A 24,334-nucleotide genomic window follows, 5' to 3' on the forward strand; every position below is an offset into this window, starting at 1 on the left:
CGGGCGAACCTGCGCTGCTGGACCGACCAGATCAGCAACGGCACATCCCTCTACCCCGGCCTGGAGCAGTGGGCCGGACACCTCCACTTCGACAGCGACGCCGACGCGGAAACCGTCCTGTACGCCGGTGCCCCGCACCTGGCCATCAACGACACCGAAGCCGCGTTCCTCGTCGAGGAGCTGGACCGCCCGACCGCCACGCTCACGATCCGCGGCAACGGCCCCGCACCGTTTTGACCCCGAAACCCGCACCGCCGCCGGCAGCGAACCCGCTGCGCCGGGCACAGCCCGCGGCCGCCGACCAGTCTTCGGCGCGGGAAGGTGGCTCCGAGGCCGGGGGTCGGATGACCTCGTCGAACCCGGCCCCGGAGCCGCGTGCGCCCAGGCAATGACGAACCGGGCGCGCCAGGATCATGTCAGGTCCCGCCCACCACCGGCCAACCCGGCCAGCAGACCCCTGACCGGGCCGTCAAGGAACGCCCGTCAAGGAACCCCGGCTACGCCGTTTCCACTGCCGCCTCCCCTCCCACAAGGCTCCGCACCGACCTCGGCGTTTACGCAGGTCAACACCCTCTATCAAGGCAGAAAGGCCGTCTCGGCAACCCTCTTTCTGTCCCCTCTCCTGCTACCCGCTGTCCGACCTGTGGGTTGTGGTGGGTGGCGGCGGTGGAGCGGAGTGGACGACGAGCCAGTCATCGAGTTCGTACGCCGCTCCAGGGGCCGCTCGGGCCCTTCTGCGGCTGCGCCGGGCCGCCCGGCGAGCGGGGGCGGTGGCGGGGGCTGTGCTGGGCTGGCGGAGGACGGTTGGGCATGGATGGCTGTCGGGGGCGTATGCCACGCAGAGGATCCAGGCCGTCGACGGAAGGGAGCGGCGTGGGCGAGAGCGGCTGCTCAAGGGCTGTCGCGACCGCCCTGCCCGCTGGACGCCACCGACCACCTGGAGATCGGCTACGACCCGATCGCCCTCACGGACGTGCTGAACGCCCTGGACCCGGCGCACCCGCGGCCGATCCCCTGCCAGGTGGTGCTGCCGGTCACCGGCCCGCTGCTCTGACCCCCCGGGCCGGCGGCCCGGCGACCGTCCGCCCCGCCCCGACCCCGCCCGGTGCGGCGCCTCTCCCGCCGCACCGGGCGGACCACCCCGGCTGCACCCGGCCGAGTGGCCCCCGGCGCGGTCCGCTGGCAGCACCGGCCGCGCTGCGCTGCGATGGGCAGCATGGACCTCCCCACCCTGAACCGGGCCGACGACCGGCCGGCCGCGCGCTGGTGGACGAAGGTGCCGCCCGCCGCCGGTTCCGCGGTGATGGCCACCGGCATCGTCTCCGTGGGGCTGCACCTGGTCGGGCGCGAGACCTCCTCGCAGGTCCTGCTGGCGCCGGCCGCCGCAGGCTGGCTGGTGCTGGCCCTCGCCTTCGCCCTCACCCTGCTGCGGGACCGCGACCGCTGGGCCGCCACCGCCGCCACCCCGCCCGCACTCACCGCCGTCGCCGCCACCGCGGTGGTCGGCACCCGCTTCTCGCTCGCCGGCTGGCAGAGCACCGCCGCGGTGCTGCTCGCGGTCGCCGCGGCCGCCTGGCCGCCGCTGTTGATCTCCGTCCTGCGGCACTGGAAGCACCACCTGCCGGGCGTCGCCTTCCTGGTCTGCGTCGCCACCGAGGGGCTCGCCGTGCTGGCCGGCACCCTGGCGCTGGCGGGCAGCGGCGACTGGCTCGCCCCGGCGGCCCTGGCCGCCTTCGCGCTCGGCCTGGTGCTCTACGTCGCCGCGCTGCTCCGCTTCGACGTCCGCCAGGTCCTGACCGGCGCCGGCGACCAGTGGATCTCCGCGGGGGCGCTGGCCATCTGCGCCCTGGCCGGCTCCAAGCTCACCGCCCGGCCCGAGTGGACGGGCGCCGGGCACACCGTGCTGCGCGACGCCACCCTCGTCCTGCTCACCCTCGACCTGGCCGGCTACCTCGTCCTGCTCGCCGCCGAGATCCGCCACCCCAGGCTGCGGTACGACATCCGCCGCTGGGCGACCGTCTTCCCGCTCGGCATGAGCGCCGTCGCCACCCTCTCCACCGGCTCCGCCGCGCACCTCCCCTGGCTGAACGGGCTCGGCCACCCGCTGCTGTGGATCGCCGCCGGTGCCTGGCTGATCACCGCGCTCGCCCTCGCCCGCGACCTCGCCCGGGCCCGCCGGACGGCGCCCTCCGGCGGTACCTGAGGGACCGGGCCCACGGCACGCGGCGGCCGCACCCGGCAGGGGGGTGCGGCCGCCGGGCGGTCCGGGCCGGTCAGCGGGCCGCCAGCAGCGCCTCCAGGGCGTCGGCGGTGCCGGGGTGGCGGCCGAGCAGGGCCGTACCACCGGGGACGGCGTCCACGGACTCCCAGCCGTCCTCGCAGCCCAGCAGCCCGGCCAGGGCGTCGCAGGCCGCGGGGTGGGCCGCCAGCAGGGCGGCGCCGCCGCCCCCGCGCCGGGCGGGGCCCGGCAGGGCGGCCGGGTCGGGCCGCGGGGCGCGCCACGGCGGCACCCAGGTGTCCAGCGCCGCGAGCCGGCCGGGGAAGATCCGCCCGGCCTCGCGGATCAGCAGCGGCGCCAGTTCGGCGCCGTCCGCCCGCAGGCCGGTGATCAGTGCGGGCAGCCAGGGCAGCAGCACCGCGTCCGGCAGCTGCCCGAACGCCCGGGACACCGCCTCGACCACGAAGTCGGCCAGGCCCGGCACCGGCTCCAGCGCCTGCACGAATCCGCTCAGGTAGCGCGGATAGGCGGGCAGCGCCAACGGGTTGGCCAGCAGGTCCGCGCAGCGCTCGCGCAGCTCCGCCCGGGAGAGCCGGCCGAGCTGCAGCTGGGCGGCCCACAGCAGCGCCACCCGGGACGGCTCCTCGGGGTGGGACTGGGCCACCGCCAGCTCCAGCTGCGTCCGGTCGCAGCCCAGCGACAGGGCCAGGCCCTCCATGCCGAACAGGAAGCCCAGCGTCGCGGCGACCTGGCGGACCGTCGCGTCCTCGTCGGTGAACGCCGTCGGCAGCAGGGTGCAGTAGTGCGCGTACCCCGTCCGGACGAAGGACTCGATCCAGCCGGGCAGCACCGGCTCGCTCGTCCGGTAGTGGGCCAGCAGCCGGCGGACCCGGCGCAGCACCTCCGGTGCGCCGTCCACGCTCCGTTCGGTGGCCAACACCTCCAGGGCGTGCCGGCCGAGTTCGTCGGCGAGCCGGCGGCTGCCGAGGTAGAGGACGGCGTCCTCGACGGCGCCCAGCACGTCCGCGGTGGTGGCCTGCGGCCCGTAGGCCTTGCGCCGCAGCCGCTGCTCCAGCACCTGTTCGATGCTGACGCCCTCGTAGCCGAGCTCGATCAGGGCGCGCTGGTGGGTGCCGAGGGCCAGGTCCCAGGACTCCTGGAGGGACCGCTCGCCGAACGTGCGCTCACCCATGATCGGCCGTGCGGCGCCGTGCGGCAGCAGGTAGCCCAGCCGCCACAGCACGTCGGAGCAGGCGTTCAGCTCCGGCCGGGCGGCGAGGTCCAGCAGTGCCCGCTGCACCCCGCGCTGCTCCAGCCGCAGGCCGAGCGGGGCGAGCCGGTCGTGCACGTCGCGGGCGAGCGGTGGCAGCGCGTCGTAGCCGACCCGGCCGATCCGGTCGCCGCCCATCATGATCTCGACCAGTCGGCGGACGTCGCGCCGGCCCGGCACGGTGTCCTTCTCGATGCAGGTGACCGCGGCGTCCTGGAAGTCGTACGGGGTCGGCCGCGCCCGGTCGCGCATCCCGGCCAGCAGCACCGAGGTCTGGAAGACCGCGATGGCGTCGGCGGTCGAGGCGAGGTAGCCGTTGCGTCGGGCGGCGCGCACGACGTCGACGGACCAGCCGAGCAGTTCGGCCTCGTCCAGGGGGTCGAGCACCGGCGGCCGCTGCAGGAAGCCGGACAGCCGGTCGGAGGGCACGGGGCCGACGGCCGGCACGGGCGCCGCGGCGGCCCGGCCGGTGCCCTTCGCGCCGCCGGCCCGGCCCGCGAGGCGGTACGGTCGGACCCCGGTGCGCTTCAGGTTCTTCGCCCACACCGCGGCGGCGATCGACACCGAGCCGGCGGCCAGGCCGAACTGGGCCTCGATCGCGGCGTGGCTGGACGGGATCAGGCCGTGCTGCCAGCGGGTCGCCGAGCGCGGCGGGATCGCGAAGCCGTCGCTGCCGTCGACGCCGAACTCGGCGACCCGGCTGGCCGCGTGGAAGGCGCCGCAGACGTACAGGCAGTCGGCCGGGTCGGTGCCGGTGGCGGCCAGGTGCTCGCGCATCCTCGTCCACATGTACCGCTCGCGGTCCTCGTCGACCGCGACCCGGCGCGGGTCGCCGGGCGCCAGCCGCCGGAAGAGGCTGCCGATCAGCAGCATGACCTGGCGGTAGGTGTCGTGGTCGCTGTCGCCGAGCGGCACCTCCACGTACTGGTGCCACCACTCGGACCAGTGCCGGACCTTGCCGTGCCGGAGCAGGTGCTCCTCCAACTCGGCGAAGCGCGGCCGGAGGTCGCCGATCTCCACGCCGACCGCGTCGCCGTGCAGCGCGGCCTCCCCGTCGGCGGCGGCCGCCTCCGGCCCGGCACCGGCGTCGGCCGGCGCGTCCGGTTCGCCGTCGCGCGGCTGCCACTGGAAGACGTGGTCCGAGGAGCGGTCCACCAGGACGAGTTCGACGTCGGGCGTGTCCAGCGCGTACGCGATCGCCTGGTACTCGGCGGAGGCCTCGGTGATCGGCGCGACCACCGAGAGCGGCGCCCAGTCGGCGGGGAAGCCGTCGACCTCGGTCGCGAACGCCTGGACGGCCACCGGCAGGCGGCAGTTGCGCAGCTCGGTGAGGAGCGGCGCCATGTCCTCGCACAGCTCCAGGTACACCACCTTGGGCTGCTTCTCGCGCAGCCGGCGCGCCATCGCGACCGCGGAGGCCGGCGAGTGGTGGCAGACCGGGAAGATCTCCAGCGGCTCGCGCACCGCCCGGTCGACGTCGTCGACGATGCCGAGCAGGATGCCCTCCAGGGCGTCCGGACCGTCGGCGAACTCGGCGGCCGCCTCCTGGAGCCGGGACCGCAGCGGGTCGAAGGCGCCCGCGGGTGCGGCCGTCACGACAGGGTGGCGATCGCGTCGCGGCCGCCCTCCAGGAACTCCGGCCACTCGCCGCCCTGCTCCTTGCCGCGCGGCTCGACCACGCCGTGCAGGTACTTGTTGAGGATGGCGAGGTCCTCCGGCTCGCGCCGGGCCAGCGAACCGACCAGCGAGGAGGCCAGGGTGCGGGCGGTCAGCGTCCGCTCGCCGAAGAAGTTGCCGTGCAGCACGGCGTCCTCCAGCACGCCGATCTGCTCGGCGGTGGACAGCGCCGACTCCAGCTTCTCGTCGTCGCTGCCGGCCGCGGCGGCCGAGGCGCGCAGGTCGGCGAAGGACTGCAGCAGCACGTCCAGCAGGGTGGGCGGCACCTCCAGCTCGATGGAGTGGCGGCGCAGCAGCTCCTCGGTGCGGAAGCGGACGATCTCCGCCTCGCTCTTCTTGTTGGTGACCACCGGGATGCGCACGAAGTTGAACCGCCGCTTCAGCGCCGACGAGAGGTCGTTGACTCCCCGGTCGCGGCTGTTGGCGGTGGCGATGACGGAGAAGCCCGGCTTGGCGAACACGATGCCGTCGCTGTCGAGTTCGGGCACCGAGACGTACTTCTCGGAGAGGATCGAGATCAGCGCGTCCTGCACGTCGCTGGTGGCGCGGGTGAGCTCCTCGAAGCGGCCGATCGCGCCGGACTCCATCGCCGTCATGATCGGCGAGGGGATCATCGACTCCCGGGACTGCCCCTTGGCGATCACCATGGACACGTTCCAGGAGTACTTGATGTGGTCCTCGGTGGTGCCGGCGGTGCCCTGGACGACCAGGGTGGAGTCGCGGCAGACCGCCGCGGCGAGCAGCTCGGCCAGCCAGCTCTTGCCGGTGCCGGGGTCGCCGATCAGCAGCAGGCCGCGGTCGGAGGCCAGGGTGACGATGGCGCGCTCGACGATGCTGCGGTCACCGAACCACTTCTGCGCGACCTCGCGCTCGAGGCCGTCGGAACGCTCGGAGCCGAGCACGAACAGCCGCACCATCTTCGGCGAGAGCCGCCAGCTGAACGGCTTCGGGTTGTCGTCGATCGACTCCAGCCAGGCCAGCTCCTCGGCGTACTTGAGCTCGGCGGGGGCGCGCAACAGGTCGGACATGGCAGGGCCTTTCGGGAAGGGATCGAGGGGGGTGCCGGCCCGGGGGCCTAGGCGAGGAAGTTCTTGAGCTCGTGGACGAGCTTGCCGACGTGGCCGGAGATCACCGGTGTGCCGAGCGCCTTGAAGCGCTCCCGGAACCAGGGGTTGACCTCCTGGCGGCCGGAGCTGGTCACCGAGCCGACCGGGATGAACCTCACCCCGGAGCGGTGCACCGCCTCGATGGCCTCGAACAGCGGCTGGGACCGGTCGAACTCGTAGAAGTCCGAGATCCAGACCATCACGGTGTCGGCGGGGTCGGCGATCTTCGGGCGGGCCATCGCCATCGCGACCGGGCCGTCGTTGCCGCCGCCGAGGTTGGTCCGCAGCAGCACCTCGAACGGGTCGCCCACCCAGGGGGTGAGGTCGATCGCGCGGGTGTCGTACGCGACGAGGTGCACGTCGACCTTGGGCAGGCCGGCGAAGATCGACGCCAGGACGGTGCAGTTGACCATCGAGTCGACCATCGAACCGGACTGGTCGACCACCACGATCAGCCGCTGCGGCGTGGTCTTCCGGGCGGTGTGCCGGTAGTGGAGGCGGTCGACGTAGAGGCGCTCCTCCTCCGGACTCCAGTTGGTGAGGTTCTTCCAGATCGTGCGGTCGAGGTCCAGGTTGCGGAAGACCCGCTTCGGCGGCACCGAGCGGTCCGGCCGGCCGGTGGAGGCCTTGGCGACCTGGGTGCGCAGCACCTCGGCGACCTCGTCGACGAAGCGGCGGATCAGCGCCTTGGCGTTGGCCAGCGCGACGCCGGAGAGGTTGTGCTTGTCGCGCAGCAGCTGCTCGATCAGCGACATGCTCGGCGTCAGCTGCGCGGCGAGCTTCGGATCGGCGAGCACCTCGCGCAGCTGCATCCGCTTCACCAGGCCGGCCTCGACCGCGCCGAGCTCGGGCCCGAGGCCCTGGGCGCCGGCGGGTGCCGGGCCACGGCCCGCCCGCAGCCCGCCGGGCCGGCAGCCGAGGGCGCGCTCCAGCCAGCCCGCGTCGGACTGCCAGCGGGCGAGCTGCCCGGCGGTGACGGTGCCGCTGCCGGTGGCGAAGACGTTCAGCAGCACCTTCGACGCCAGGGCGGCGCGGCGCACCTCGGCGGCGCCGTCCCGACGGCTGTCCTCCCGGGGGCCGCCGTCCTCGCCCGGCACCATCAGTCCGTCGATCTCGGCGGCCAGCTCCGGGTGGCGCTGGACGACGGAGTCGACGGAGGTCTGCGGGTCGAGCAGGGCGGCCGGCAGGCCGATGTCCTCGACCACGGCGAGGCTCGCGGACTCCAGGGCGTGCTGCTCCTCCGGGTCGAAGAGGCGGGCGAGCAGCCGCCAGTAGAGGACCTGACGGCGGTTCTCGTCCGCATCCGGGACCGGCTCGGCGTTCGGCTCGGCGTTCGGCTCGGTCATTTCCGCAGCAGCCTTCCCGCGCGCTCGCGCAGCACCGCGACGGCGTCGGTGGCGGCCTTCTCCGCCTTGACGCCCAGCTTGTCGGTGGTGCTGCCGGCCCAGGCCCCGGCGTGCAGGGCGACGGCCTTCTTCCGCACGGTGGTCTCGACGGCGATCGGCTGCAGCAGGTACCGGCCGGCGTCCCAGCGGAGCAGGCCGATGCAGGCGGCGGAGGCCGCGACGGCCTCCGGGGTGAGCGGGCCGGCCGCCGGGATCCGGTCGGTGTCGACGGCGAGCGGCTGCCCGGCGAGCACGAACTCCAGCGCGTCGCCGTCCTGCCGGGCGGTGTAGCCCTCCAGCAGCACCGGCACCGCGATCGCCGTCGGGTGCCGGTCCAGCGGTGCGGTGGCGGCTGCCTCGGCCGTGGCCAGCACGACCCGGGCGGTGCCGAAGGCGTCGGCGGGGGCGCCCGGGCGGGCGTGCTCCTCGCTCCAGAGCAGGTCGCCCCCGGCCGTCGCGGGCATGTCGGTCAGCTCCATCGAGCGGCCCTCGCCGACGGCGGCGAGCAGCGCCGTGTGCGGGCGCAGCAGCTGCCAGACACCCGTCCCGACGACCGTGTCCGGCTTGGGCACGGAGACGGAGGCGCGCACCAGCCGCGGCGTGCCGCCGTCGGCGGGCTCCAGCACGGCGTGCACCTGGGCCTGGACGGCCGTCGCGTGCTCCTGCAGGTCGATGCCGAGCGGCAGCAGACGGCCCGTCACGGCCTCGGCGGGCGGTGCGTCGGCCGCGCCCGGCACGGTGAGCACCAGGGCCCGCGACCACAGGTCGGCCCAGCGGCGCAGCGGCACCCGCTCCAGGGTGGCACCGGGGCAGGAGGCGGCGAGTTCGGCGGCGAAGCCGTCCAGCAGGGTGGCGAGGCGGCGCAGCGCCGGGTTGGGCAGCATCGCGCTGACCACCGGGGCGGCCCCGGCGACGAGGTCGTGGTCGATGCCCTGCCAGCCGGCGCGGGCGAGGTCGGCGAGCCAGGCGCGGGCGGCGGCCAGCAGGTTGGCGGCCTGCGGGGCGCCCGGCGCGGTGGCCGGGAAGGCGGTGCGGTCGCGGCCGGTCGCCCCGTCGATCCGCGCGGTCAGCGCGTCGTGCACGGAGCCGAGCAGGGCGCAGCGGGCGGCGGCCAGGGCGGTGAGGTGGCCTTCGTCCCCGATGCCGGCGGCGGTCTTCTCGGCGGCCTCGGCGACCCGGGCGGCGAGCGGCGAGCCGGCGACGGCCGCGGCCAGGGCGAGCAGTCCGGCGGCCTGGTCGGGTCGAGGCCGGAGCACGCCGGCGGCGAGCACCCGGTCGAAGCCGTCGACGGCGGCGAGCGCCTCGTCGAGGCCGTCGACCGGATCGGTGAGCAGGTCGGCGCGCATCAGGCCACCGCCGCCCGGGTCGGCGGGAACCACTGCATCTCGGGCAGCGGCGCGGTGGTCGGCGCGAGCTCCAGGTACGCCAGGTGGCGCAGGAACCGGCTGAACACCTGGGCGGCGGCTGCCCGGTCCGCGGCCGGCGGCAGGGTGGCCCGCATCGCCCCGGCGATCGCCGCCGCGTCGTCGGCGGCCTCGACCCGCAGGTAGCGGGAGACCCGCTCGGCGCCGTACTGCAGCACCGCCTCGGTGACCAGCGCGCCGATGTGGTTGCAGAACGAGCCGCGGGCGCCGCCGCAGGGCCGGTTGTTGTTGGTGCTGCAGGCGAACGCGAAGTCGCCGGCGGCGACCGAGGACACGTAGACCCGCTCGATGTCGGAGCCGCTGGACACCACGCCCTGCAGCCGGCCGTCGGCCAGTTCGACGAACGGGACCTTGGCGAGCTTGCGCGGCCGCGCGGGCGGCACCACGCGCGCCGTGCTCGACCCCTCCCAGGCAGACAATGCACCTTCTCCTTGCGTCCGGGGGTGTGCCGCGCCGGATCGGCGGGACGCTGAGAAAGCTAGTGGCGATCACTGACAGCCCCCGGTGCGCCGGCCGTGCGCACCGGGGGCCGCCGGTGTCAGCCGGCCGGGTGGACGAGTTCCCCGCCGACGTAGGTGCGTTCGACCCGGGCGTCGGCGATCTCCGCGGGCGGTGCGGTGAGGATGTCCCGGTCCAGGACGACCAGGTCGGCGAGGTGGCCGGGGCGCAGGCTGCCGGCGTCGTCGTGGCCGTTCACGTGGGCCGAGCCGGCGGTGTACGCGGCGAGGGCGGTGGCCACGTCGAGGCGCTGCTCGGGCAGGAAGACCCGGCCGTCGGTGGCGCCGGGCTCGGACCGGTTCACGGCGACGTGCAGCCCGGCGATCGGATCGGGGCTGCTGACCGGCCAGTCGCTGCCCGCGGCGAGCGTGGCGCCGGCGCGCAGCAGCGAACCGAACGGGTACTGCCAGGAGGCGCGTTCGGGTCCGAGGAAGGGGATGGTGAGCTCGTCCATCTGCGGCTCGTGGGCGGCCCACAGCGGCTGGACGTTGGCGATCGCGCCGAGCCTGGCGAAGCGCGGCAGGTCGTCGGGGTGGACGACCTGGAGGTGGGCGAGGTGGTGCCGGTTTCCGCGCCGGCCGTTGGCGGCGACGGCGGCCTCGACCGCGTCCAGCGCCTCGCGCACGGCGCGGTCGCCGAGGGCGTGGAAGTGCACCTGGAAGTCGAGGGCGTCGAGGGCGGTGACGTGCTCGCGCAGCCGCAGCGGGTCGACGAAGCTGATCCCGCTGTTGGCGGTGGCGCAGCCGCAGCGGTCGAGGTAGGGGCTGGTCATGGCGGCGGTGAAGTTCTCCGCGATGCCGTCCTGCATGATCTTCACAGTGCCGACGCGGAACCGGCCGTGGCTCAACTCCTTGCGCCGCGCCTCCAGTTCGGGGATCTGCTCGGCGCCGCGCCCGCGGTCCCACCAGAGGGCGCCGGTGACCCGGGCGGTGAGCGTGCCGTCGAGGGCGGCCGTCCGGTAGGCGTCCGAGACGTCGGGCTGGCCGTTGAAGACGCCGAGCAGGGCGTCCTGCCAGCCGGTGATGCCGAGCGAGTGCAGCAGCTCCTGGGCGCGCAGCAGGCCGGCCAGCCGGTCGGCGGCGGTGCTCGGCGGGACGTGCCGCGAGACCAGGCCGGTCGCGCCCTCCTGCAGCACTCCGCTGGGGGTGCCGTCGGCCTCGCGCTCGATCCGGCCGTCGGCCGGGTCCGGGGTGCCGGCGGTGAGCCCGGCGAGCTCCAGGGCGCGGGTGTTGGCCCAGGCGCCGTGGTGGTCCCGGTTCAGCAGGAACACCGGGCGGTCGGCGCAGACGGAGTCGAGCAGCTGCCGGCTCGGCAGGCCGCCCTCGAAGCTCTCCATCGACCAGCCGCTGCCGGTGATCCACTCCCGCTCCGGGTGGGCCGCCCCGTAGTCGCGGACGCGGCGCAGGTACTCGTCGACGCCGGTGGTGCCGGACAGGTCGCACTCGGCGAGCTCCGTCCCGCCATACACCGCGTGGACGTGCGCGTCCTGGAAGCCGGGGATCAGCAACCGGCCGTCCAGGTCCACGACGTGGGTGCGCGGACCGATCAGTTCGCGGACCTCGTCATGGCCGACGGCGGTGATCCGCCCGGCGGTGACGGCGAGGCCGGTGGCCCGGCTGCGGGCCGGGTCGTTGGTGTGGACGGGGCCGTTCGTGAAGACCAGATCGGCCTGGGCCATGGGTGGTGCTCCAGTGCTCGGGCGGCGGCGCCGCGGGTGGAGAGGGGGGTGTTGCGGTCCGGGCCCGCGGCGGGCAGGCCCGGACCGGGATCAGACGGTCGGTTCGAGGACCGGCTCGGCGGCGGGGTCCGGCGAGCGGCGGTCGAAGTACGGGGAGCGGCGCACCCAGCGCGCCCACGCGGCCGCCAGCAGGCCGGTGCCGACCATCAGCCCGGGCACCAGCAGCTGGAACCAGCCGTTGTCGGCGCCGAGTTCGAGGTGGTCGGCGGAGGACCAGAAGGTCCACACCAGGTGGCCGCCGACGGCGAGCAGCACGACCGCGCCCAGCAGCGGTGCCACCACTGCCCGCAGCCCCTCCCACGGCGCGGTGCGCAGCAGGCCGCGGAAGCGCACCGCGGCGGCGAGCGCGGTGAGCGCGTAGTACAGGGCGACCAGGATGCCGCTGGCGTTGACCGCGGCCGAGATCAGGTCGCTGACGGTGGGGACGGCGGTCGAGAGCACGGCGAGGACGGTCGCGACCGCGGCGATCAGCACGGTGCCGACGGCCGGGGTGCCGTGCCGGGGGTGCAGCCGCGTCCACACCGGGCCGAGGGTGCCGTCGCGGCCCATCGCGAACATGCCGCGGGCGGTGGGGATGATGCCGGCCTGCAGCGAGGCCGCGGCGGAGAACAGCAGCGCCACCAGCGGCAGCGCGGCCAGCGGCTGGTCGGCGAGCTTCGCCCCGAAGTAGGTCAGCCCCTGGGCGCCGTTGTCGGCCAGCTCGGAGAGCGGCAGCACCCGCTGGAAGGCCGTTCCCGCGAGCAGGAAGAGCAGCACGATGACGGTCAGCGCGATGAAGCCGCCGCGCGAGGCGTCCCGCGGGTCGCGGACCTCCTCGCCGATGCTGAACACCGACTCGAAGCCCCAGTAGCAGAACACCGCGAGCACCATGCCCTGGGCCAGCGCGGGGATCGAGGGGATCGTGAACGGGTTGTACCAGTCGAGCGAGAACGGCTGGTCGCCGGCGAACAGGCCGTAGCCGCAGAAGACCAGCAGCACCGCGTACTCGAAGAGCAGCAGGTACTTCTGCAGCCGGGCGGAGAGGTCCAGCCCGCGGACGGCGACGGCGGTGGCCGCGGCGAGCACGGTCAGCCCGATGACGGTGGTCTGCAGCGTGGAGTCCGGGTCCAGGGCGAGGCCGCCGATCCGGTGCAGCCCGGCGAGACCGAGCAGTTGCAGCACCGCGGAGCCGGTCACGGCGGTGGTGTAGGCCAGGAAGACGACCGTGCCCACGATGTTGACCCAGCCGGAGAGGAAGCCCAGCCACGGGTCGAGGGTGCGGCCGATCCAGCTGTAGCTGTTGCCCGCGTTCGGCTCGACCCGGTTGAGGCGGCCGTAGCCGCCCGCGATGGCGAGCACCGGCAGGAAGGCCAGCAGCATCAGCGCCGGCAGGTGCAGGCCGACCACGCCCGCCATCAGGCCGAGGCCGATGCCGATGCTGGTGGTCGCCGCGGTCGTCGAAGCGGCGATGACCACGCCGCCCTCGATGCCGACCGACTTGCGCATCGTCGTACGGGCGGTGGCCGCGGTGGGGGAGCCCGCGGTGCGGCCGGGGGGCTTGAGCGGTGATGCCAAGGGAGAACCGCCTCAACTGTGGGGGTGTGACCGGCGGGGAGGGAGGACGCCGGAGAGCCGGTGGCCGGTGGCGCTGTGCCGGTGGCCGGAATGAAACCGGCCGGGCACTTCACACGTCAATGCTGTTGTCATAAGCTCCCCGGCCATGACCGAACGCGTGGTACCGGAAGACCGCCGCCGGCGCAGGCGCCCCACCCGCCGGGGCACCGTGCTCTCCGAGCGGACGATCGTGGAGACGGCCCTGCACCTCGTCGACCAGCAGGGCGCCCAGGCCCTCACCGTGCGCAAACTCGGCGCCGCCCTCGGCGCCGACCCCAGCGCGATCTACCGCTACTTCCACAGCTCCGACGCCCTGATGCTCGCCCTCACCGACGAGATGATCGGCCGCGCCCAGCAGGGCTACCGGGCCACCGGGGACTGGCGCGCCGACCTGCGGGAGATCGGTCGCCGGATCCACGCCTGCTACCAGGCCCACCCGCAGGCCGCCGTGCTCGCCGCCCACCGCACCACCGGCCGCGAGCACGAGGTCCGGGTGGTCGAGGCGATCCTCGGCGTGCTGCGCGCCGCCGGACTCCCGGACGGCGAGGCGGTGCGGATCTACCACGCCTTCGTCGACCAGGCGCTCGGCTTCGCCGCCCTGGACGCCGCCGCCCTCGCCCTCCCCGCGGCCGCCCAGGCCGCCGACCTCGCCGTCTGGCACGCCACCTACGGCACCCTCTCCGCCGACACGCACCCCAACATCGCGGCGACCGCGCCCCTGCTCGCCGTCGACATGCGGCGCAGCGGCTATCCCACCGCGCTCGAACTCCTCCTCGACGCGATCGCCGCCCGCCTCGACACCGCCGCCGGCTGAGGCCGGCCCTCCGGGTGCGCCGGTGCGTCGCGGCGGAACAGCGCCGTCCACAGGAAGGCCTCGCCGAACAGCGGCGAGTCGGCCGGTTCGTCGTTCATCCGGCGGAGCTCGACCTCCGTCAGGTCCGCGAAGATCCGGCGCAGCGACTCCGCGGTGTACGCGAGGCCGCCGCCCAGCCGGCCCTCCTGGTAGAGGTCCGCGTCGGAGAGTTCCGAGCCCATCGCGCCGGCGGCGAAGCAGGTCAGCGCGAGGTGGCCGCCGGGCGCCAACACCCCGGCGAGGAGCGCCAGATAACTGACGCGGCGGTGCGGCGGCAGGTGGTGGAAGCACCCCGAGTCCACCACCAGCTCGTACGGGCCGGTCAGTTCCGTTCCGGCGAGCCGGAAGGCGTCGCCGCAGAGGAGGCGGACCTCGACGCCGGCCTCCCGCGCCCGGTCCCCGGCCCACGCCAGGGCGGCGGGGGAGAGGTCGACCGCGTCCACCTCGAACCCCCGGGACGCCAGGAACACCGCGTTGCGCCCCGGCCCGCACCCGAGGTCCAGGGCCCGGCCGGGAGCGATCAGCCCCCGGTCGACGTGGGCGGCCAGGCTCTCGTCCGGCTTGTCCGCGAAGAACGGGACGGGCTTCGACCGGTCGGCGTAGAAGCGGTCCCAGTAGCCCGCGCCGTCCCCGGTGGCCAACCGGCCGTCCCGGCTGGCGAACAGCCCGTCCAGGAGAGCGAGAACGTCATCGACAGTACGTACGGTCCGGTCCATCCGGCCCCCCTTCCGACAGGTCGTCAGATTACCCCTGAGAGTGAAGAAAGACCAGGTCAGGGCTGGTGTGGTGGAGTCGCGCAGGCCCCGTGGCGGGTCCGCGGAAGGGCCGGACGGGGCGGCACCCCGCCGAGCCCGCCCGCTGCTGTTCACGCCCCCGCGGGGGGCCGCGAAAGGGCCGTCCGGGGTCGGGCCGGGCGGACTTCTTCGAGCGGATTTCCGGTGCTGCGGCCCCTGGCGGAGGGGTGGGAAACCGGTGGGCCGGGCAGCGGTGCGTGCCCTACGGTGATGCCGGCAAAGGTGCAGGTCGGACGCGGGGGTGGGACGTGGGTTGGGACATGACGATCGAACGGCCGGAGGGTGCGGGGGATCCCGAGTTCCGACTCAACATGTCGAGCATGGGGCCGGCGTTGCGGGCCATGGACCGGCTGGGGATGCTGTCGTACGGTCACGAGCCGCCTGCGTGGCCGAAGTCGGCCACTTCGGTCTGACGTCCGCCGACTTCGTCGATGCGGCGGACGGTCGGGTCTCGGAGGCGATGCGCACCTACGAAGCCGCCTGCCGGGCCGTGGCCGCGTGGCATGCGGAGCCGCCGACCGGTATCCCGGACCACAAGATCGGCGGCACGAACGACGGCTGGATCGTGACACCCGCCGAGATCCGTGCAGCCCTGGCCGCCCTCGCGGCACAGCCCGAGGAGGCCAAGGCCGGGACGTTCGCGGAGCATCCCCGCTGGGACGAGTGGGTCGACCACCTGACCCGCGCCGCGGCCCACGGCGGATTCCGGGTCGAGTGGCGGGACGGGCCCGTGTGCCGCCCCCGGTGCCTCAGCGGCAGATCCAGTGGCTGTCGCGGGCCGGGCGCCTGCGTTGATCCCCGGAGGGGCGGGTCCCACGAGGTCGCCGTCCTCGTGGGCGAGCCGGTCGCCCGCCGCGACGAACACCGCCCCGGTCCAGTACGCCCCGGAAGTCGGGTCGGGGCAGGCACTCGCTGATCAACGTCGCTCGCGGCACCGGGGTGACCCAGGACGTGTCTTCAAAGGCGTACGGATGCCGCACAGGTGCCCCCACGCGCCCCTGGAGTCACCACCGAGCGCCCTTTGAAGACGGCTCCCCGTCGGGTTTCAGGTGCACGGGTCGGGCTTCCCGGCCGGACCGCGGTCGCCGCGACCGGTTTTCGCGTTCCGGCCGGGCGGGGCGGCTCAGCCGAGGGGGATGTCCTTCTCGCGGAGGGCGGCCAGGGCGGGGCCGTACATCCGGGTCTTGATGGTGCCGACGGTGGGGCCGGCCTTGGTGGTGTGGGTGGCGGCGAGGTCGAGGGCGGTGCGGCGGAGGGAGCCCTCGTCGGCGGTGCGGTCGACGATGCCGGCGGCGAGGGCGTCGCGGCCGCCGTAGCGGCGGGCGGTGATCATGGCCTCGTGGGCCGTCCCCGGGTGGAGGCGGGCCTGGATCAGGGCCGACATGCCGGCCGTGAAGGGGATGTTGATCTCGGCCTCGGGCAGGCACCAGTAGCCCCGGTCGCCGCGCATCACCCGGAAGTCGTGCGCCAGCGAGAACATCGCCCCGGCCGCGAAGGTGTGCCCCTGCAGCGCGGCGACGGTGACCACGGGCAGGGTCAGCATCCGGGCCAGCAGTTCCTGGACGGAGGAGACGTACTCGAGCGCCCGGTCGGTGTTGGCGAACAGCCAGTCCAGGTCGAGGCCGTTGGAGTAGAACTTGCCGGTGGCCGTGGTCACCAGGGCGCGCGGGCCCTCGGCCTTCTCCACCTCGTCCAGCAGGCCGTCGACGGTGGCGACCCAGTCGGGGTGGAAGCGGTTCTCGGTGTCGCCGAGATCGAGGACGAAGACGTCGTCGATGCGCTCGAGTGCGGGCATGGCATCTCCTTCGGGCAGCCGCGGTGGACCGAGCCGCACGGGGACCGGGCTGGAAGCTACTGGCTGGTAACTACGGTGTCCGGGATCGTACCCGGCGGTGGGCGCGCTGTCTGCCCCCGTGCCCGCGGTGATCGGACGACGATCCGTGAGAACCCGGCCCGGGGCGCGTCCGCGAAGGTCGCGGGTGCACCGCGACGGACGCAGGTCAGGCCGGCCCCGCGGCGAACGCCCGGCGGCACGCGCGGACGGCCTCGCGGACGGCCGGGCCGTGCGCGGGCCGCCAGACCAGCGCGAGCAGGGCCGGTTCGGTGGCGTCCTCGATCGCCAGGGCGGTCAGCCGGTCCGCGTGCGCGGCGGCCATCGAGACGCTGAGCACGGCCACCCCGAGCCCCCGCGCGGCCAGGTCGGCCACGGCGTCCGCCGCCCCGGCCTCCAGCGCGATCGCCGGCCGGACGCCGGCGGCGGCGCACGCCCCGTCCAGCACCGTGCGGATCCCGGTGCCCCGCGGCATGCAGATCACCGCGTGCTCCGCCAGGTCGGCCAGCGCGAGGCGGCCGCGCCCGGCCAGCGGGTGGCCCGCGGGGACGGCCGCGACCAGCGGTTCGCTGACGATCGTCAGGGCCTCCAGGCCCTCCGGCGCGGCGGTCGCCGTGCCGACCAGGGCGAGGTCGACGGTGCCGCTGCGCACGGCGCCGGCGAGCCGCTCCGAGTTGTCCTCCTGCAGCGTGATCTCCACCCCCGGGTGGGCCCGGTGGAAGGCGGCGAGCGCGTCGAACAGCGGGGTGACCGTGCAGCCGACGACCATGCCCACCGTGAGCCGCCCCCGGATCAGGCCGGTCACCTCGCCCACCGCCTGCCGGACGGCCGCCGCCGACGCCAGCGTGGCGCGGGCGTGGTCGAGGGCCGCCTTGCCCGCCACGGTGAGCGTCGCGGCCCGCGCCGACCGGTCGAAGAGTTCCGCGCCGAGCGCCCGCTCCAGCTGTCGGATCTGGGCGCTGACCCCGGACTGGCTGATCTGCACCCGTTCCGCCGCCCGGGTGAAACTCCGCTCCTCCGCCACCGCGACGAAGTACTCCAGCTGCCGCAATTCCATGACTTGTGATTCTAGCTTCCAGCAGATCCAGCTGTTGGACTTCTGATCACCGCGGGGCGAGGCTGGAAGCACCGGGCCGGAGGGCGGCCGCGGAACCCAGGAACGGATCAATCGCCGGGAGGGCGTCATGCCGGAGACCGAGCAACAGCGGACCGACTACGCGCGCTACGAGAAGGCCGCGAGGCCCGAGGACATCACCCGTCTGTTCGTCGAGCGCTCCAACGCCGGTGACGCCGCCGGGGTCGCCGCGCTGTACACGGAGGATGCCGTGCTGGCCTATCCTCCGGGGTCGTTCACGGTTGGCCGGGAGGCGATCCGGGCACTCTGGGAGAAGGTATTGGCGAACCGCCCGCACTTCGAGCCGGAGGCGCCGCTGCCGACCCTGGTCAGCGGGGACGTCGCCCTGACCTCGACCCCGCCGCGGGACGGCGCCGGGGCGCGCGCCCAGGTGGTGCGCCGTCAGCCGGACGGGAGCTGGCTGCGCGTCCTCGACCAGCCGGAGTTCGTCAACCCGGCGGGCTGAGCGGCCGCCGGGGCGGTCTGTTCCGGTGATCGGCCGCGACCCTCTGTCAGAAGTGTTGACCGTCCGTCACAGTAGTGCTCTGATCGGCGCAACACTTCCGGGAGGATGTACATGGACCTGAAGGACACCTGGTGGGCCTGGGCGCTGGCGCTCATCGGACTCGTCGTACTGGCGATTCTCGGTTCGACGAGCTGACCCGCCGGACCGGCGCCGAGCGGGGCGGCGCCGGCCCCTGACCGCACCCGCCGGACCGGTCCGGGCCGGCGGGCGGGCAGCGTCGCTCCCCGGAATGTCCGGTTCGCGCGCCTATGTTGGGTCGGGTGACCAGTACTCCCGCCCCGACCGGGCGGCCCGTGCACAAGGAACGGCCCCACGCCGGACGGACGGACTACGCCGGTGCGGTGTACGGCTCGCTGCTCGCCGCGTCCGTCGTCGCGACCGCCGGTACGGCCGGGGAGTTCCCCCGGCTGCAGCTGATCGGACTGCTGCTGGTCACCGGCGTGGTCTTCTGGGCGGCCCACGTCTACGCACAGGTCGCCGGCGAGCGGATCGTCGGCAAGGTCATCGACCGCCGGGAGTTGCGGCGGGTGGCCGGGCACGAGTGGTCCATCGTGGAGGCCGCCGTCCTGCCCGCCGTGGCGGTGGCGGTCAGCCCGCTGCTCGGCCTCGACCTCGCCGGAACGGCCTGGCTCGCGCTGGCGGTCGCGGTGGCGCAGCAGGTCACCTGGGCGACCCTCGGCGCCGTCCGGGCCGGCGCGTCCCGCCGGATGGCGGTCGGCGAGGGCGTGGCCAACCTGCTGCTCGGCCTGATCATCGTCGCGGCCAAGGCCGCCCTCGGGCACTGAACCGGGCACCGGACCGGGGCGGGAGCCCCCGCGCGGTCCGCGGGGAGCCGGGGCGTCAGCCGGCGGAGTCGCGCGGCGGGAAGGCGATCTCCCGCAGTCGCTGCCAGTCCAGCGGCGGCCGCGCGCTCGGCACGCCGGGCCGGTGCCGCGGCACCCGCACCCGCAGCGCGGCCGGACGGATCCGGCAGACCACCGGCGTCGGCAGGACGAGCGCCTCGCCGTCCACCCCGACCGGGATCTCGGGGGCGTCGGCGTCGACCACCACCTCGCGGGCGGCGAGCGCCGTCAGCCCGGTCGCGCTGCCGCCGCGCAGCAGGCCGACCGCCTGGGCCGCGTTGTCGACCTTGACCCCGAGCACCCCGAGCGCCCCGGTGTCCAGCCGCGGACGCCGCCCCAGCCCGCCCGCGTCGCCGGGCGCGTACGGGTTGTTGCTGACCAGGACGGCCTGCGGGGCGTCCACCGCGGTGCCGCCGGCGCGCAGCACCAGCCGGGGCCCGCTCTGGTGGGTCAGCAGGTCGGGCAGCATGTCGAGGACGGTGCGCACCTTGTCGTCCCGGTAGGCCGGGCTCTGCACCACGGCCGCGTAGGTGCCGAAGGACGCGTTGTTGACGAAGACCCGGTCGCCGATCAGGCCGAGGTCGATGCGCACCTCCACGCCGTCGGTGAGGGCGTCCAGACAGGTGCCCGGGTCGGTGCGGTCGAGGCCGAGGTCCATCGCGAAGTGGTTGCGCGTCCCGGCGGAGATCACCAGGAAGGGCACGCCGTGCTCGGCGGCGACGCCCGCGACCAGCGCCTGGGTGCCGTCGCCGCCGGCGACCCCGAGCAGGTCGGCCCCGCGGGCCACCGCGGCCCGGGCCAGCTCGGCGACGTCCTGGTGGTGCCCGGGGTCGAGCAGGACGACCTCCGCGCCGAGCGCCCGGGCCCGCTCGGCGAGCCCGAACCGCTCGACCTTGCCGCCGCCGGAGCGCGGGTTCATGATCAGGAACGGCCGGGCGGGTGCCGGCGTGCGGTGCTCGACCGGCTTGCTGGTGCCGCGGGACAGGGCGGACCTCCCGGCCGCCACCGCGACCGCCCACAGCGCCAGCACCAGCAGCACGGCCCAGAGCAGGTCGACCAGCGCGTACCCGACCAGGACGGCGGTCACCGCGCCGACGGCCAGGCCGATCGCCAGCAGGCGCCGGGTGCCGCGGTGGGTGAGCGCCCACCAGAGGCCCGCCACGGCCACGGCCAGCGCGAGCAGCCCGGCGATCAGCAGACCCAGCGACTTCAGGCCGCCGACGATCAGCAGCACCGCCATGGCGCCGCCCACGGCGGCGAAGGCCAGGCGTGCCGCCCAGCGCCGCCGGGTGCCGTCCCCGTGCCCGATCGCGTCCGGTGATCCCGTCATGACCCGATGATGGCACCGCCGGGCGCCGGAGGGGTGGACTCCGCAGCGGTCTCCGGGCCCCGGCGCGGCCGCGGCGCGGTGGCCGCGGAACGGTCATAGGGTGGCGGCGGACTCCTCGTGCGGCGGGCCGCCTCCGGTGCCGCGGGAGAACTCGATCCGGGGGGCGGTGTCGAAAAGGGTCCCGGACGAGATATCTTGACGTCGAGACGTTGTACACGTGAAGCGGAGTACCCGGTGACTGACTCGACCATCATCTACACGCACACTGACGAGGCCCCGGCCCTGGCAACGTATTCCTTCCTGCCCGTGGTCCAGGCGTACGCCTCGACGGCGGGCGTCAAGGTGGAGACGCGCGACATCTCCCTCGCCGGGCGCATCATCGCGAGCTTCCCGGAGCGTCTCGAGGAGGGGCAGCGCATCGACGACGCCCTCGCCGAGCTCGGCGAGCTGGCCAAGACCCCCGGCGCCAACATCATCAAGCTGCCGAACATCTCGGCCTCCATCCCGCAGCTCAAGGCCGCGGTCGCCGAGCTGCAGGCCCAGGGCTACGCCCTGCCGGACTACCCGGACGACCCGAAGACCGACGAGGAGCGCGAGACCCGCGCCCGCTACGACAAGGTCAAGGGCAGCGCGGTCAACCCCGTCCTGCGCGAGGGCAACTCGGACCGCCGCGCCCCCGCCTCGGTGAAGAACTACGCCAAGGCCCACCCGCACCGCATGGGTGCCTGGAGCGCCGACTCCAAGACCAACGTCGCCACCATGGGCGTCGACGACTTCCGCTCCACCGAGAAGTCCGCGGTCGTCGCCGAGGCCGGCGACCTCCGCATCGAGCTGCACGGCGACGACGGCTCCACCACCGTGCTCCGCGAGAAGGTGCCGGTGCTCGCCGGCGAGGTCGTCGACGCCTCGGTGATGCGCGTCGCCGCCCTGCGCGAGTTCCTGACCGCCCAGGTCGCCCGCGCCAAGGCCGAGGACGTGCTGTTCTCGGTGCACCTCAAGGCCACCATGATGAAGGTCTCCGACCCGATCGTCTTCGGCCACGTCGTGCGCGCGTTCTTCCCGAACACCTTCGCCACCTACGGCGCCGACCTCGCCGCCGCGGGCCTCAGCCCGAACGACGGCCTCGGCGGCATCTTCAAGGGCCTGGAGGCGCTCGCCAACGGCGCCGAGATCAAGGCGTCCTTCGACGCCGAGATCGCCGCCGGCCCCGCCCTGGCGATGGTCGACTCCGACCGCGGCATCACCAACCTGCACGTGCCGAGCGACGTCATCGTCGACGCCTCCATGCCGGCCATGATCCGCACCTCCGGCCACATGTGGGGCCCGGACGGCCAGGAGGCCGACACCCTCGCCGTCCTCCCGGACAGCAGCTACGCCGGCGTGTACCAGGCCGTCATCGAGGACTGCCGCGCCCACGGCGCCTTCGACCCGGCCACCATGGGATCCGTCCCGAACGTCGGCCTGATGGCGCAGAAGGCCGAGGAGTACGGCAGCCACGACAAGACCTTCGAGATCGCCACCACCGGCACCGTGCGCGTCGTCGACGCCTCCGGCGCCGTCGTGCTGGAGCAGGTCGTGGGCGCCGGCGACATCTTCCGGATGTGCCAGACCAAGGACCTCCCGATCCGCGACTGGGTCAAGCTCGCCGTCACCCGCGCCCGCGCCACCGGCGACCCCGCCGTCTTCTGGCTGGACGAGGGCCGCGCGCACGACGCCCAGCTGATCGCCAAGGTGAAGGCGTACCTGCCGGAGCACGACACCGAGGGCCTGCAGATCGAGATCCTCTCGCCGGTCGAGGCGACCAAGTTCTCCCTGGAGCGCATCCGCCGCGGCGAGAACACCATCTCGGTCACCGGCAACGTGCTGCGCGACTACCTGACCGACCTCTTCCCGATCCTGGAGCTGGGCACCAGCGCCAAGATGCTGTCGGTCGTCCCGCTGATGAACGGCGGCGGCCTCTTCGAGACCGGCGCCGGCGGCTCCGCCCCGAAGCACGTCCAGCAGCTGGTCAAGGAGAACTACCTGCGCTGGGACAGCCTCGGCGAGTTCCTCGCCCTGGCCGTCAGCTTCGAGCACCTCGCCACCACCACCGGCAACGCCCGCGCCCAGGTGCTGGCCGACACCCTGGACCGCGCCACCGGCACCTTCCTCAACGAGGACAAGTCGCCGAGCCGCCGCCTCGGTGGCATCGACAACCGCGGCAGCCACTTCTACCTGGCCCTGTACTGGGCCCAGGAGCTGGCGCAGCAGACCGCCGACGCCGAGCTCGCCCAGGCGTTCGCCGGTCTCGCGAAGGCGCTGTCCGAGCAGGAGCGGACGATCGTCGACGAGCTGATCGCCGTCCAGGGCTCGCCGGTCGACATCGGCGGCTACTACCAGCCCGACGCCGCCAAGGCCGCGGCCGTGATGCGCCCGTCGAAGACCTTCAACGACGCCGTCGCCGCCCTCGGCTGACCCACCCCGCACTCCCCGGAGTGACCGAAGGCCTCGCCGCCCCCGGCGGGGCCTTCGCCGTCCCCGGCGGGGCCTTCGCCGCCCCCGGCGGGGCCTTCGCCGCCCCCGGCGGGGCCTTCGCCGTCCCCGCGGCGCCGCCGGCGGCCCGGGAGACGGCCGGGAGGGGCCCCACGCGGCGTTCCCGGGGTGACCTCCCGAACGCCCTCGGCGCCCTACGGGCTCAGGAAGCCGGCGTCCGTGAGGACCCGGCGGCCTTCGGGGGATTCGGCGAGGGCGACGAAGGCGCGGGCGCCGGCGGTGTTGGGGGCGCGGGCGAGGACGGCGATCGGGTAGTCGTTGATCGCGCGGGCGGCCTCGGGGAAGGGCACGCCGTCCGCCTTGCCCGCGGCGGCCTTCACGTCCGTCCGGTAGACCAGCGAGGCGTCGGCCTCGCGCAGTTCGACCTTGGTCAGGGCGGCCTTCACGTCCTGCTCCCAACTGACCGGGGTGAGCTGGACGTTGCCGGCGGTGAGGGCCTTCCGGGCCGCGGCGCCGCAGGGCACCTGCTGGGCGCAGAGCACCACCTTGAGGCCCGGCTGGGCGAGGTCCTGCAGGGTGGTGATCTGCTGCGGGTTGTCCGGTGCGACGGCGATCTCCAGCTGGTTGCGGGCGAAGGTGACGGGGTCGCCTGCCGTCCCGCCCTCGTCGCCGACGGTCTTCATGGTGGCCGGGCTCGCCGCGGCGAAGACGTCCGCGGGGGCGCCGGCGACGATGCTCGCCGCGAGGGCGTCGCTGCCCGCGAAGTCCAGCCCCACGTGGCTGCCGGGGTGGGCCGCCTCGAACCTCCGCCCCAGTTCGGTGAAGGCCTCCTTCAGCGAGGCGGCCGCGAAGACGGTGACCGTGCCCGAGACGGACGCGGAGGCCGCCGGACCGGTGGACCCGGCGGACGGGGCCCGGTCCGAACCGCAGCCGGCGAGGGCGAGCAGGACGGCCGCACCGGCCGCGGCCAGGCGCAGGGCGGGACGGCCCGGGATTCGCTTCACGCGGCGAGCCTAGGGCCGCATCTGCCAGCCGCAGAGGCGCCTCTCCCTGGATTTCGCCCGTCTGCAGGAGTGCGGCGCTCGGCGCCGTCCGTTGGTCGATCGCCCAGGCCGGGGCCGTGGCGGCCGTGGGTCGCACCAGTCGTGGCGGCCCGTCCGCGTCGGCTTCGATCACCGTGTCGGCTTTCGAGGACGGTGGGACGACGTGGACCTGAACACGATGGTGGAGGTGCGTGACGCGCGGCGGCGCGACACCTGGCGGCTCGCCGCGCTCGGTGGCCTTCAACTCGCAGTGGTTCCGGATCGCCGTGGACCCGGACACCGGCGAGATCCGCATCCTGCGCAGCGTCCACGGCGCCGACGCCGGCAGGGTGATGAACCCGCTGCAGTGCCGCGGCCAGGTCGAGGGCGGCGTCGCCCGGGCACTCGGCGCCACCCTCGTCGAACAGGTGCTGCTCGACGAGCGCGGCGAGGTCACCACCGCCGCCTTCCGCCGCTACCGGCCGCCCGCCTTCGCCGACGCCCTGCGCGACGCCACCGGCATCCGCTTCACCGAGGCGCCGTTCCTGCGCGACCGGGTCCGGCAGGCGATCGACGCCCACCGCCGGCAGGGCGGGCCGAGGCCGTAGAGTCGTCGTCGCAGGCCGCGCCGGTGGCAGCGG

Annotated in this window: 19 protein-coding genes and 1 pseudogene; 8 read left to right on the forward strand and 12 right to left on the reverse strand. The window is 74.6% G+C overall.

The annotated features are described in order from the left end of the window. From AB0442_RS29175 to AB0442_RS29185, 3 genes are all read left to right on the forward strand, one after another. Nucleotides 1-237, forward strand: a 237-nt coding sequence (locus tag AB0442_RS29175; protein WP_366166553.1) for a hypothetical protein, incomplete at its 5' end; no start/stop codon positions are given. Nucleotides 238-814: 577 nt separating this feature from the next. After that, nucleotides 815-1,054, forward strand: a complete 240-nt coding sequence (locus AB0442_RS29180; protein ID WP_366166554.1) for a hypothetical protein — start codon at nucleotides 815-817, stop codon at nucleotides 1,052-1,054. Nucleotides 1,055-1,216: 162 nt separating this feature from the next. Beyond that, complete coding sequence (locus AB0442_RS29185; RefSeq protein ID WP_366166555.1) at nucleotides 1,217-2,203, forward strand: tellurite resistance/C4-dicarboxylate transporter family protein; 987 nt, start codon at nucleotides 1,217-1,219, stop codon at nucleotides 2,201-2,203. 70 nt (nucleotides 2,204-2,273) lie between these two features. Here AB0442_RS29185 and AB0442_RS29190 read toward each other — a convergent pair whose 3' ends face one another. The 7 genes from AB0442_RS29190 to AB0442_RS29220 form a co-directional block, all read right to left on the reverse strand. Next, nucleotides 2,274-5,084, reverse strand: coding sequence for a hypothetical protein (locus AB0442_RS29190; protein WP_366166556.1), 2,811 nt, complete (start codon nucleotides 5,082-5,084; stop codon nucleotides 2,274-2,276). Next, a complete protein-coding gene (locus tag AB0442_RS29195) occupies nucleotides 5,081-6,193 on the reverse strand; it encodes an AAA family ATPase (protein WP_366166558.1) in 1,113 nt (370 codons plus the stop codon). The genes AB0442_RS29190 and AB0442_RS29195 overlap by 4 nt, the downstream gene beginning before the upstream one ends. 47 nt (nucleotides 6,194-6,240) lie before the next feature. Then, complete coding sequence (locus AB0442_RS29200; protein WP_366166559.1) at nucleotides 6,241-7,617, reverse strand: VWA domain-containing protein; 1,377 nt, start codon at nucleotides 7,615-7,617, stop codon at nucleotides 6,241-6,243. Continuing rightward, nucleotides 7,614-9,035, reverse strand: a complete 1,422-nt coding sequence (locus AB0442_RS29205) for a hypothetical protein (protein ID WP_366166561.1) — start codon at nucleotides 9,033-9,035, stop codon at nucleotides 7,614-7,616. Before AB0442_RS29205 ends, AB0442_RS29200 begins: the two co-directional genes overlap by 4 nt. Continuing rightward, on the reverse strand, nucleotides 9,002-9,499 hold the full coding sequence (locus tag AB0442_RS29210) for a hypothetical protein (protein WP_366166562.1): 498 nt from the start codon (nucleotides 9,497-9,499) through the stop codon (nucleotides 9,002-9,004). The genes AB0442_RS29205 and AB0442_RS29210 overlap by 34 nt, the downstream gene beginning before the upstream one ends. Before the next feature lie 119 nt (nucleotides 9,500-9,618). Next, complete coding sequence (locus tag AB0442_RS29215; RefSeq protein WP_366166564.1) at nucleotides 9,619-11,256, reverse strand: amidohydrolase; 1,638 nt, start codon at nucleotides 11,254-11,256, stop codon at nucleotides 9,619-9,621. Nucleotides 11,257-11,346: 90 nt separating this feature from the next. After that, nucleotides 11,347-12,801 carry an APC family permease gene (locus AB0442_RS29220; RefSeq protein WP_366166616.1) on the reverse strand — a complete coding sequence of 485 codons (1,455 nt, stop codon included), beginning with the start codon at nucleotides 12,799-12,801 and terminating at the stop codon, nucleotides 11,347-11,349. A gap of 214 nt (nucleotides 12,802-13,015) precedes the next feature. Here AB0442_RS29220 and AB0442_RS29225 point away from each other — a divergent pair, with 214 nt between their 5' ends. Further along, complete coding sequence (locus AB0442_RS29225) at nucleotides 13,016-13,723, forward strand: TetR/AcrR family transcriptional regulator (RefSeq protein WP_366166566.1); 708 nt, start codon at nucleotides 13,016-13,018, stop codon at nucleotides 13,721-13,723. Here the strand turns inward: AB0442_RS29225 and AB0442_RS29230 are convergent. From AB0442_RS29230 to AB0442_RS29240, 3 genes are all read right to left on the reverse strand, one after another. Further along, entirely contained in the window at nucleotides 13,657-14,478 is an 822-nt protein-coding gene (locus AB0442_RS29230) for a class I SAM-dependent methyltransferase (protein ID WP_366166567.1), read from the reverse strand. The two genes, AB0442_RS29225 and AB0442_RS29230, sit on opposite strands and share 67 nt — an antisense overlap. A 1,201-nt stretch (nucleotides 14,479-15,679) precedes the next feature. Further along, nucleotides 15,680-16,351: an enoyl-CoA hydratase-related protein gene (locus tag AB0442_RS29235; RefSeq protein ID WP_366166569.1), complete on the reverse strand. Its 672-nt coding sequence runs from the start codon at nucleotides 16,349-16,351 to the stop codon at nucleotides 15,680-15,682. A gap of 205 nt (nucleotides 16,352-16,556) precedes the next feature. Then, on the reverse strand, nucleotides 16,557-17,444 hold the full coding sequence (locus AB0442_RS29240; protein ID WP_366166571.1) for a LysR family transcriptional regulator: 888 nt from the start codon (nucleotides 17,442-17,444) through the stop codon (nucleotides 16,557-16,559). A 127-nt stretch (nucleotides 17,445-17,571) separates the two neighbouring features. Here AB0442_RS29240 and AB0442_RS29245 point away from each other — a divergent pair, with 127 nt between their 5' ends. Both AB0442_RS29245 and AB0442_RS29250 read left to right on the forward strand, forming a co-directional pair. Continuing rightward, a complete protein-coding gene (locus AB0442_RS29245) occupies nucleotides 17,572-17,967 on the forward strand; it encodes an SgcJ/EcaC family oxidoreductase (RefSeq protein WP_366166573.1) in 396 nt (131 codons plus the stop codon). Between the two features lie 311 nt (nucleotides 17,968-18,278). Further along, nucleotides 18,279-18,812 carry a hypothetical protein gene (locus tag AB0442_RS29250; protein ID WP_366166618.1) on the forward strand — a complete coding sequence of 178 codons (534 nt, stop codon included), beginning with the start codon at nucleotides 18,279-18,281 and terminating at the stop codon, nucleotides 18,810-18,812. 55 nt (nucleotides 18,813-18,867) lie between these two features. On the opposite strand, the gene AB0442_RS29255 is transcribed toward AB0442_RS29250, so the two are convergent. Further along, a complete protein-coding gene (locus AB0442_RS29255) occupies nucleotides 18,868-20,199 on the reverse strand; it encodes a diacylglycerol kinase family protein (RefSeq protein WP_366166575.1) in 1,332 nt (443 codons plus the stop codon). 234 nt (nucleotides 20,200-20,433) lie between these two features. Between AB0442_RS29255 and AB0442_RS29260 the strand changes: the two genes are divergently transcribed. Beyond that, nucleotides 20,434-22,653 carry an NADP-dependent isocitrate dehydrogenase gene (locus AB0442_RS29260; protein WP_366166577.1) on the forward strand — a complete coding sequence of 740 codons (2,220 nt, stop codon included), beginning with the start codon at nucleotides 20,434-20,436 and terminating at the stop codon, nucleotides 22,651-22,653. A 212-nt stretch (nucleotides 22,654-22,865) separates the two neighbouring features. On the opposite strand, the gene modA is transcribed toward AB0442_RS29260, so the two are convergent. Next, entirely contained in the window at nucleotides 22,866-23,675 is an 810-nt protein-coding gene (gene modA / locus AB0442_RS29265; RefSeq protein WP_366166578.1) for a molybdate ABC transporter substrate-binding protein, read from the reverse strand. A gap of 254 nt (nucleotides 23,676-23,929) precedes the next feature. Here modA and AB0442_RS29270 point away from each other — a divergent pair. Then, nucleotides 23,930-24,301 (forward strand): annotated as a pseudogene (locus tag AB0442_RS29270) (molybdopterin cofactor-binding domain-containing protein); the annotation flags it as partial. Nucleotides 24,302-24,334: the final 33 nt, after the last annotated feature.

Origin of the sequence: Kitasatospora sp. NPDC085895, assembly GCF_040702125.1 — a bacterium.
Taxonomy (GTDB): Bacteria; Actinomycetota; Actinomycetes; order Streptomycetales; family Streptomycetaceae; genus Kitasatospora; species Kitasatospora arboriphila.

Excerpts from the sequence above, each read along its gene's own strand:
- AB0442_RS29180 (WP_366166554.1), top strand. The coding sequence starts at position 815 with ATGGCTGTCGGGGGCGTATGCCACGCAGAGGATCCAGGCCGTCGACGG.
- AB0442_RS29185 (WP_366166555.1), top strand. The coding sequence starts at position 1,217 with ATGGACCTCCCCACCCTGAACCGGGCCGACGACCGGCCGGCCGCGCGC.
- AB0442_RS29195 (WP_366166558.1), bottom strand. The coding sequence starts at position 6,193 with ATGTCCGACCTGTTGCGCGCCCCCGCCGAGCTCAAGTACGCCGAGGAG.
- AB0442_RS29200 (WP_366166559.1), bottom strand. The coding sequence starts at position 7,617 with ATGACCGAGCCGAACGCCGAGCCGAACGCCGAGCCGGTCCCGGATGCG.
- AB0442_RS29215 (WP_366166564.1), bottom strand. The coding sequence starts at position 11,256 with ATGGCCCAGGCCGATCTGGTCTTCACGAACGGCCCCGTCCACACCAAC.
- AB0442_RS29220 (WP_366166616.1), bottom strand. The coding sequence starts at position 12,801 with ATGCGCAAGTCGGTCGGCATCGAGGGCGGCGTGGTCATCGCCGCTTCG.
- AB0442_RS29225 (WP_366166566.1), top strand. The coding sequence starts at position 13,016 with ATGACCGAACGCGTGGTACCGGAAGACCGCCGCCGGCGCAGGCGCCCC.
- AB0442_RS29230 (WP_366166567.1), bottom strand. The coding sequence starts at position 14,478 with ATGGACCGGACCGTACGTACTGTCGATGACGTTCTCGCTCTCCTGGAC.
- AB0442_RS29235 (WP_366166569.1), bottom strand. The coding sequence starts at position 16,351 with ATGCCCGCACTCGAGCGCATCGACGACGTCTTCGTCCTCGATCTCGGC.
- AB0442_RS29240 (WP_366166571.1), bottom strand. The coding sequence starts at position 17,444 with ATGGAATTGCGGCAGCTGGAGTACTTCGTCGCGGTGGCGGAGGAGCGG.
- AB0442_RS29245 (WP_366166573.1), top strand. The coding sequence starts at position 17,572 with ATGCCGGAGACCGAGCAACAGCGGACCGACTACGCGCGCTACGAGAAG.
- AB0442_RS29255 (WP_366166575.1), bottom strand. The coding sequence starts at position 20,199 with ATGACGGGATCACCGGACGCGATCGGGCACGGGGACGGCACCCGGCGG.